This window comes from Paenibacillus ihuae (genome assembly GCF_001368795.1).
In the GTDB taxonomy this organism is placed as follows: Bacteria; Bacillota; Bacilli; order Paenibacillales; family Paenibacillaceae; genus Paenibacillus_AQ; species Paenibacillus_AQ ihuae.
The window spans coordinates 182,197-191,381 of sequence record NZ_LN831201.1 but is presented as its reverse complement, the minus strand read 5'-3'; the positions used below and the strand labels follow the sequence as shown (position 1 = coordinate 191,381).

Genomic DNA, 9,185 nt, shown 5'->3' with positions numbered 1-9,185 from the left:
AGCCATTGATGTAAGGTTTTTGCGGGGATATCCAGCTCCTGGGCCAGTTCCGCCACCGTCTTGGTCTGCTCCTGGATGTACTTTACCGTCTGCTTTTTAAACTCGTCATTGTAGCTATTTCGCGTTCCACTCATGTGGACACCTCCTCGTTAATTTTATTATTCATGCTCTCTTAACGGGTGCCCACAATTAATACTAACAGCATAAATCCCACTGATTTCGCGGAAATGAGGCGGCAGGCGGAAAATAGAGGGATAAATCCCTCTGATTTGGCCGAAATGAGGCGACAGGCGGAAAATAGAGGGATAAATCCCACTGATTCGGCGGAAAAGAGGCGGCAAGCGGTATGCAGCGCTATTCGACTTCCACCTCGGTCCACCCCACACCCCACACCAGCCCCCTTACCGTACCCATAAATGTTCACCCGAAAAATGAGCCCCTAAAACGGAAATTCGCTACCTTACCCTCAGCCGTGAAGACGGTTACAATAAGCACATAGAGCTGCAAGCGCTTTAAATATAGAAAAAGATTGTTCTTGGAGGTCCATACGATGGAGAATAAAACAAGCGGCGGCATAGGTCCGATGAAAAAGCAGCTGATTCCGGCTGCCATCGAAACCGGTTCAGGTCGCAAAAGCTCACTTTGGAAAAGGCTGCTTGCCCAAAAGCATCTGCAGACAATGGCTCTGCTCGGCGTGGTCTGGATGATTATTTTCAACTACATTCCGATGTACGGGCTGATTATTTCCTTCAAGGATTATAACATCGTCAAGTCGATCGCTGAGGCTCCCTGGGTAGGACTTGACCACTTCAGAGAATTCTTGGATGATGAGGACTTGCGAAACGTGATTAAGAATACACTCGGCATCAGCTTGATCAAGCTGCTTATCGGATTCCCGCTGCCGATTATCTTCGCCCTGTTTCTTAATGAGGTCCGTTCCCTGCGCTATAAAAAGACGATTCAGACCATTTCCTATCTGCCGCATTTCCTGTCCTGGGTTGTCCTGGGCGGTATCCTTGCTACCTGGCTGGCGGATGTGGGAATTATCAACAATATCCTGCTGGCGCTGAATGTGATTGACAAGCCGATTACCTATTTGGCTGAACCGAGCTACTTCTGGACCATTATTATTACCTCCGACATTTGGAAGGAACTTGGCTGGTCGGCCATTATTTATCTGGCGGCTATCTCCGGGGTATCGCCTGAAATGTATGAAGCGGCTACGATTGACGGGGCCGGGCGTTTTCAGAAAATGTGGTTTGTGACGCTGCCGTCCATCCGCTCGACAATCAGCATCCTGTTCATCCTGGCGGTCAGCGGTGTGCTGAACTCCAACTTTGATCAGATCCTGGTGCTCCGCAACTCACTGAACGACAGTGCCAGTAATGTAATTGATTACTATATCTACTATACAGGGATTGTCTCTAACCGCTTCTCCTATTCTGCGGCGGTCACCTTGATAAAAGCGGTCATAGCATTGATTCTGCTGCTGATTGCCAACCAGGTATCCAAAAAAATCAACGACACGTCGCTGTTCTAGAAGAAGGAGGATCTATACCATGTTTTCTCTCAAACGCAAAACGACAGGCGAGGCTCTATTCGATATCGCCAACAATCTGGTTATGCTGTGCATCTGCTTCATTACCTTATATCCGATCTGGTACGTGCTGATCAACGCCTTCAACGACGGAAACGACGCAATGCTGGGCGGGATTTACTGGTGGCCCCGCATGTTTACCCTGAAGAACTTCGATGCTGTATTCGCCAGTCCCGGCATTATGACGGCCATGGGCATTACGGTGGCCAAGACGGTCCTGGGTGTACTGGTGCACGTGTTCTTCACGGCGATGGTAGCTTATGCGCTATCCCGCAAAGGCCTGATCGGCGGCAAGCTCTACATTCTGCTCGGTACCATTACGCTGTTCTTCAACGGGGGACTGATTCCGACGTTTCTGCTGAACCGGGATCTTCACCTGCTAGATAATTTCCTGGTCTACATTATTCCGGTAATGTTCAGCTTCTTCGATCTGATTATCTTCATGACCTTCTTCCGGGAAATTCCCGAGGGACTTGAGGAAGCGGCGCGGATTGACGGCGCCAATGACTGGTCGATTTTCCTCCGGGTGGTGCTGCCGGTTTCGATGCCGGTCATTGCGACGATTGCCCTCTTCCACGGGGTGTATCAATGGAATGATTATTTTGCCGGAATTATCTATATCAATAACCCGGACCTGCAGCCGATCCAGACCTATCTGTTCCGGGTAGTGGCCCAGTCCAGCTCCAACCAGATGATGGTCGCCGTGCAGGGCAGCAGCGTTACGAAGACTGTAACCTCGCAGTCCATCAAGCTGGCCACGATGGTGGTGACCACGCTGCCGATTGTGTTCGTCTATCCGTTCCTGCAGCGCTACTTCGTAAAAGGCATGATGATCGGCTCGATCAAGGGCTGATTAGCAGCCGTCTAACACAGGGTAACTCCTCCGGAGTCAGCATAAGGCCGGTTCCGGGGTTGAGCTTATAATTAACATTTTAGAAAAGGGGTAAATAAGCATGGGCATGAAACGCAAGCCGAAATCAATGGTGCTGCTGCTCTTGGGGCTAATGCTGGCTTTCTCGGCGTCAGGCTGTTCAAGCAACAACAATGCCGGTGGCAATGCCAACGAAAATAAGGGGAACAGCAATACGCCGGCTGCAACAGCGGAGGCTTCCACAGAACCTACAGCCGCAGCCGTATCGGCAGATGAGCCGGGCTGGAAAAGCGACACTTCACCAATTACCTTCGACTGGTATCTGAACTTCTCCTGGTTTCCTAATAAATGGGGTGTAGATCCTACTTCGCAATATGTAACGAAAAAGACCGGCGTTAACATTAACTTTATCGTGCCAGCCGGCAATGAGAATGAAAAGCTGAACACCATGATTGCTTCAGGACAGCTGCCTGACTTCATTACACTCGGCTTCTGGGAAGATGCCATCAAGAAAATGATTGAAGGAGACATGGTGCTTCCGCTCAACAAGCTGGCGGATGAATATGATCCGTACTTCTACAAGGTTTCCGATAAAGATAAGCTCGGCTGGTATACTCAGGAGGACGGCAATGTATATGGCTATCCTAACTCTTCTTCTTCACCGGCTGATTATGAGAAATACGGCAAGAACTATGTATCCAACCAGACCTTCGTAGTCCGCAAGGATATTTATGAAGCCATTGGCAGCCCGGATATGCGTACACCGGAAGGCTTCCTGAACGCACTGAAAATGGCTCAGGAGAAATTCCCGGAAGTGAACGGCCAGCCGCTGATTCCACTCGGTTTGCATGAGTTCACAGAGAACGGTAATGACTCGCTGGAAGGCTACCTGCAGAACTTCCTGGCGATCCCATGGCAAAAAGACGGCAAGGTGTATGAGCGCGAAACCGATCCTGAATTTGTCCGCTGGATGAAGGCACTCCGTCAGGCGAATGAAGACGGACTGCTGGCGAAAGACATCTTTATCGACAAACGTGCACAGATGGAAGAAAAAATCGCGCAAGGCCGCTACTTTGCAATGCTGTACCAACGTACTGACTTTGCCTCACAGCTCGGTACCATTTTCCAGAAGAACCCTGAACAGACCTATATTGCTGTAGACGGACCTTCCAATGCGGCGCTGGATCAGCCAACACTGAACGGCCCTGGGATCTCCGGCTGGACCGTCACGCTGATCTCCAAGAATGTAAAAGATAAAGCACGCGCGATCAAATTCCTCAGCTATCTGAACAGTGAGGAAGGAAATAAAGACTTGTATCTGGGCGAAAAAGGCGTCAGCTATGATACAATTGACGGGAAGGACCAATTCCTTCCTGAGGCATTTGCTCTGATGAACAGTGACCGTGCGGCATTTGATAAGAAATACGGATCTTCCTTCACCTTCTGGATGATGCAGAACACGAATATTACCGATCAATGGGCGCCTAAATCGGTAGAACCGTTCAAACAGCTGGAAGACTGGACACGCGGTAAAGCGATCAACACCTCCGAGTTCCAGTTGATTGACCCTACCGGCAACTCACCGGAAGGTATTATCGCTACCAAGCTGAAGAACCTTCGCGGCAAAACGTTCCCGAAACTGCTGATGGCCTCCTCTGATGCCGAATTCGACAAGATCTGGAGTGAATATCTCGCGAAGAAAGACAAGGAAGGCTTCTCTACCTTCGATGCATACAGACAGAACAAATATCAGGAAAACAAAAAGAAACTCGGCATGGAATAGTATAGATTAAGCCCAATTGCCCGCTGACCGCGGGCTTTTGGGTTGTTTTCTTCTATATATGTAATTGCAGGACCGATGCAATAACGGGAGAGTGCGTATGCGTAAACGGATTAGAGAGCTTTGGAGTTCCTTCAGCTACTGGTGGGGGCGCAGATCGCTGCAGAGCAGGCTGGTGGCCGCTTATATTTTTATCATCCTCGGCCCGAGTATGCTCGTCTCGGTGTATTCCTTCAGGACGATCAACAATACGTATGTCCGTGATGCCATAGACAAGAACAACTACCTCCTGCAGATGGAGAAGCTGCACATCGTCAATCAGATTGAAGTGATGGAGCGGGCGGCACAGATTGCTGATTCCGACCAGCAGGTAAAAAGCTATCTGTCAAACAAAAGCGCAATGACCCTCGGGGAGCTTGTGGAATTTAATACCTCTACCTTTGTGAACCTGAGCAGGATCCAGCTGAATAACCCGGGCATCGAGCATCTGCGCCTGTACTCAAACAACGAGAGCATGTACGAGATCTGGCCGATTATTTTGCGTGAAGAACGGGTGTACAACGAACTCTGGTATCAGGAAGCTTTGAGGCTGGACGGAAGAGAGCTATGGGTATTTCAGAGCGATGATCCCGATGTGATGCAGCGCTACACCAACTTAATGACAGAGGGACAGCCCAAGGTTTCCCTGCTGCGGGCAATCAGCATTCCGGCCGGCCATCATGTCGGGATGATCCAGGTGGATATGATGCTGAACAATTTCACGCCGAAGACGTATACGGATGTACGCGATAACCAGTCCCAGATGTTCATTGCGGATTCTGGAATTCGGCTGTTTACACGCACTGACAATTCTTTTACACAGAACTATAAACAGCTGGAAAAGGCCATTACCGAGCGGCTGAAGATTTACGGGGAGACCGGGGAATGGAACATTCATTACAAGGAGAACGGCAGCTCGTTCATGCTGATTCACACTCCGCTTGAGCGGATCGGCGCTTCGCTGATCAATGTGGTGTCCATGGAAGATGTAATGAAGCATATCTCCCAGACCCGCAACCTGCTGATCGGCGCCAATATCGGGTTTATTTTTCTGGTTACGTTGATCGCCTATGTCATGAACGCCTTCATTCTCAAGAAGCTGCGGCTGCTGACAGAGACGATGAAAAAGGTCCGTAAAGGCGAGACCTATACGGGACTTGCCATCCGCGGAGGCGGAGAGGTGGGAGAGCTGGCGCATCATTTCTCCAAGCTGATGAATACCATTAATACCCTGGTGGCTCAGGCTGTCTACAAGCAGGCGCTTTCGAAGGAAGCCGAGCTGCGCACGCTGCATAACCAGATTGATGCCCATTTTCTGTACAATACGCTGGAAAATATCAAGATGCTTGCGGAGATTGAGGACCAGCGCACCATCTCGGATGCCTTGACCTGGCTGGGCGGCATGATGCGTTATAACTTCAAATGGTCCGGGGAATATGTGAAGCTGCGGGATGAAATCCGCCATATTCAAAATTATATCGAAATTATGAATATCCGCTTTGAACACCCCATCCGTCTGGAGTTAAATATAGAGAATGCGTATCTGGAAGTGGAAGTGCTGAAAATGTCGCTGCAGCCAATCGTTGAGAACAGTGTGAAGCATGCCTGGAATACTGGCGGAGAGGAGCTTACTGGCCGCACCATCCGTATCGATGTGACAGAGGCAGAGGGAGACCTGTTTATCCTGATCCGTGATAATGGCCTGGGGCTGACAACTGAACGGCTGGCCGCTCTGCATGAGGCGATTTACGCCAGGGAAGAGGAGAATCAGGAGTTCTCCGGTTCTGGAACCGGGGGCTATAAGGCCGGGGGGATCGGTCTCAGAAATGTCCATCAGCGGCTGCAGCTGTTCTATGGCGAGGCTTACGGACTGGAGCTGCAAAGTGAGCCGGGGCAATGGACTACGGTATTCATGACGCTGCCTAAAGTACTTTTGACGGGGGATAAAAGTTCATGAAGAAACTTCTGATTGTAGATGATGAGAGAATGATCCGCCAAGGTCTGAAGGCGATGATTGAGAGGGAATATCCGTCCCTTTACAGCATAGCACTGGCCGGCAACGGCGCGGAGGCCCTGGAGCTGTTCCGGCAGGAGCCTAAAGATATCATCATCACAGATATCCGAATGCCGGTCATGGATGGCATTACCCTGCTGGAGCATCTGTCGGCGGAGTCCGCACCCGGTAAAGGCCCGGCTGTGGTTATTCTGAGCGGCCATGATGATTTTGAATATGCCAAAAGCGCGATCCGCCACCGGGTCAAGGATTATCTGCTGAAGCCGATCCGCCGTGAAGAGCTGTTCGGCATCCTGGAGCAGATCAATCTGGAGCGTCAGGTGCAGGAAGCGGGCGTGAACCAGCTGGAGCAGGAGACGGAAGGCTATCGCAAGGAGCTGCATGCCACCCGTCTGCAGCGGTTGCTGCTGCAGCAGGATGTACAGCCTTCTTCTGAACAGCAGGAGGAGCTGGGCCGTCTGCAGCTGCCTTTTACGGTGGGCGTGCTGAATTACTATTATAACGACGGTACACGAATGAAGCCGGGCGAGGTTCAGGGGTTGCTTGAACGGCTGTCCGGGCCGCTGGAGGAGCATTTTAGCGAAATTTTGACGGATTGGGAAGGGAAGCTGGTCCTGGTCGGCAGTGGCAGGGATCGTTTCCGGAACCTGTACGAGCTGGCGGAGGCGAAGGAAATTAAGGGGCTGCTTATTGGAGTTGCTGAGGCGGGACACAGCCCCGGGGAGTTCCAGAGCTGCTATAAGCAAGCCTGCCGCGCGCTGCAGTATACCTTCCTGTCGCCGCAGGCGAGCTTTATGGATTATGCCAGTATCCGGGTGGGCCGGCTCAGCTTTCCCTCTCCGGATGAGGAGCTGCGCAAGCTGCTTAATATGCTGGGTACCGAGCGTGAGAAGGAGCTCAAAAGCCTGCTGGGCACTATTTTTCATACGGAGCATTTGCCTCACCTGGATTTGGCTTACCTGGAGAGTGTCGCGCGGAGCATGAACGAACGTGTGCTGGATGAGGTGTTCCGGGTACACGGGGAGGCTTCGGTTGAGGTGCTTAAGCTGTATCGTACAGTCGGCGACTTGTACAATTACCGCCATTTTCATGATTATTACCGCGCCCTGGAGCATTTGCTCATTAGTGTGAACGATTATATTATTGGGATAAGATCGGCACATACCGAGCATGCAGATATGGAAGCAGCACTGGCTTATATTGAGGAGCATTATGCCCGCCCGCTGAATATGGCGATGGTCAGCAACTATGTGTCGCTTAGCTACTCCTATTTCAGTGAGGCTTTTAAGGCCTATACCGGAGAGAGCTTTGTCGTATATTTAAAAAAGTGCGCATCCGCCATGCGAAAGAGCTGCTGTCGTCCAGCCGCATGAAGCTGTCGGGAGTGTCGGAAGCTGTCGGATTCGAGAACAGCAAGCAGTTCACCCGTGTGTTCAAGGAATTGGAGGGAATCTCTCCGGGAGAGTACCGGGCGAAACTGCTGGATCCCGGATCCATTCGTCCGGAAGATAAGGAATTCTATTGATTAAGGCTTGAACGTTTGGGGGATGGAAAGTGGAAGAAGTGCAGGGCAATTTGATTACGGTAGAGACCTTAGCGGCCGATTTCCGCAGGTTAGGGGTACAGTGGGGCATGACGCTGCTGCTGCATTCCTCGTTTAAATCGCTTGGCCAGTGGGTGGCTGGCGGTCCGGTAGCAGTAATTCTGGCTCTGGAGGAGGTGCTCGGCGCAGAGGGGACGCTGGTTATGCCGACACACTCCTCCGATTTGACCGATCCGGCAGGCTGGAGCAATCCTCCGGTACCGGAGGCCTGGTGGCAGACGATCAGGGAGCAGATGCCGGCTTATGATCCTGATCTAACCCCGCTGAGGGGCATGGGCGTTATACCCGATACCTTCCGCAAGCAGCGGGGGGTCCGGCGCAGCAGTCATCCAGTTGATTCCTTTGCCGCCTGGGGTAAACACAGGGATAAGATCATTGACGGGCATGAGCTTGAGTTCGCCTTTGGCGAGCATTCTCCGCTGGCCCGGATCTATGACCTGAACGGAAGCGTACTGCTGCTGGGCGTGAATAGTCTGAACAATACCTCTCTTCATCTGGCGGAGTACCGGGCTGATTATGCCGGGAAGCAGGAAGTGACTGCCGGTGCGCCCATGCTGGTGGGAGGAGTCAGGGAGTGGGTGCAGTTCAGGGACCTGAACTGGAATTCCGATGATTTTGCGGAGATTGGTGAAGACTTTGACCGGGAGACAGGCCGGATAACCCATGGTAACGTTGCAGCTTCAGCAGCACAGCTGATCCCGCAGCGGGAGATCGTGGATTATGCGGCAAGCTGGCTGGCGCGGAAGCGGAAATAGCGAAAGACCTGACAAGGAGAGGGCTGAGTTATGGGGACAACAACAGTATATTTGACACGGCATGGCCAGACAGAGTGGAATGTGCAGCAGCGTATGCAGGGACACCAGGACTCGGCGCTTACTCCGCTTGGGGTGCAGCAGGCGCAGTGGCTCGGCCGGGGGCTGCAGGAGGTGCAGATCGATGCGGTGTATGCAAGCTCCAGCCCGCGGACGCTGCGCACCGCGGAGCTGATTCTCGGGGAGCGGAAGATTCCTGTAACGGCTTGCGATGATTTCAAGGAGCTGTGCATGGGCGGCTGGGAAGGCCGTGAGTCCTCCGCGATTAAGCAAAGCGATCCGGAGCAGTACCGTTATTTCTGGGAAGATCCTGGAAAATTCGGCGTAGAGGGCAGTGAAACGTTCGCTGAGGTACAGGAGCGGGCGCTGAATAAGCTTCGGGAGATTGTAGACAGGCATGAAGGGCAGACCCTGCTTATTGTAACGCACACGGTGGTGATCAAGGTGCTGATGGCGTACTTTGAAGCCA

The 9,185-nt window shown here is 52.0% G+C and carries 9 protein-coding genes; 8 read left to right on the top strand and 1 reads right to left on the bottom strand.

Annotated features, from left to right (window positions below):
• Positions 1-134, bottom strand: a 134-nt coding sequence (locus AQR02_RS31610) for a transposase (protein WP_148449212.1), incomplete at its 3' end; no start/stop codon positions are given.
• A gap of 449 nt (positions 135-583) precedes the next feature.
• Here AQR02_RS31610 and AQR02_RS25255 point away from each other — a divergent pair.
• From AQR02_RS25255 to AQR02_RS25225, 8 genes are all read left to right on the top strand, one after another.
• Positions 584-1,540 carry an ABC transporter permease gene (locus tag AQR02_RS25255; protein WP_054943236.1) on the top strand — a complete coding sequence of 319 codons (957 nt, stop codon included), beginning with the start codon at positions 584-586 and terminating at the stop codon, positions 1,538-1,540.
• 19 nt (positions 1,541-1,559) lie between these two features.
• Positions 1,560-2,450, top strand: a complete 891-nt coding sequence (locus AQR02_RS25250) for a carbohydrate ABC transporter permease (RefSeq protein WP_054943146.1) — start codon at positions 1,560-1,562, stop codon at positions 2,448-2,450.
• A gap of 100 nt (positions 2,451-2,550) precedes the next feature.
• On the top strand, positions 2,551-4,251 hold the full coding sequence (locus AQR02_RS25245) for a type 2 periplasmic-binding domain-containing protein (RefSeq protein WP_054943145.1): 1,701 nt from the start codon (positions 2,551-2,553) through the stop codon (positions 4,249-4,251).
• 97 nt (positions 4,252-4,348) lie between these two features.
• On the top strand, positions 4,349-6,244 hold the full coding sequence (locus tag AQR02_RS25240; protein ID WP_054943144.1) for a cache domain-containing sensor histidine kinase: 1,896 nt from the start codon (positions 4,349-4,351) through the stop codon (positions 6,242-6,244).
• Complete coding sequence (locus AQR02_RS25235; RefSeq protein WP_245237732.1) at positions 6,241-7,674, top strand: response regulator; 1,434 nt, start codon at positions 6,241-6,243, stop codon at positions 7,672-7,674. The genes AQR02_RS25240 and AQR02_RS25235 overlap by 4 nt, the downstream gene beginning before the upstream one ends.
• Positions 7,671-7,826: a helix-turn-helix domain-containing protein gene (locus AQR02_RS34870; protein WP_245237731.1), complete on the top strand. Its 156-nt coding sequence runs from the start codon at positions 7,671-7,673 to the stop codon at positions 7,824-7,826. The genes AQR02_RS25235 and AQR02_RS34870 overlap by 4 nt, the downstream gene beginning before the upstream one ends.
• Before the next feature lie 29 nt (positions 7,827-7,855).
• On the top strand, positions 7,856-8,659 hold the full coding sequence (locus AQR02_RS25230) for an AAC(3) family N-acetyltransferase (protein ID WP_054943143.1): 804 nt from the start codon (positions 7,856-7,858) through the stop codon (positions 8,657-8,659).
• Positions 8,660-8,689: 30 nt separating this feature from the next.
• On the top strand, positions 8,690-9,185 hold a 496-nt coding region (locus AQR02_RS25225; protein ID WP_245237730.1), incomplete at its 3' end, for a histidine phosphatase family protein.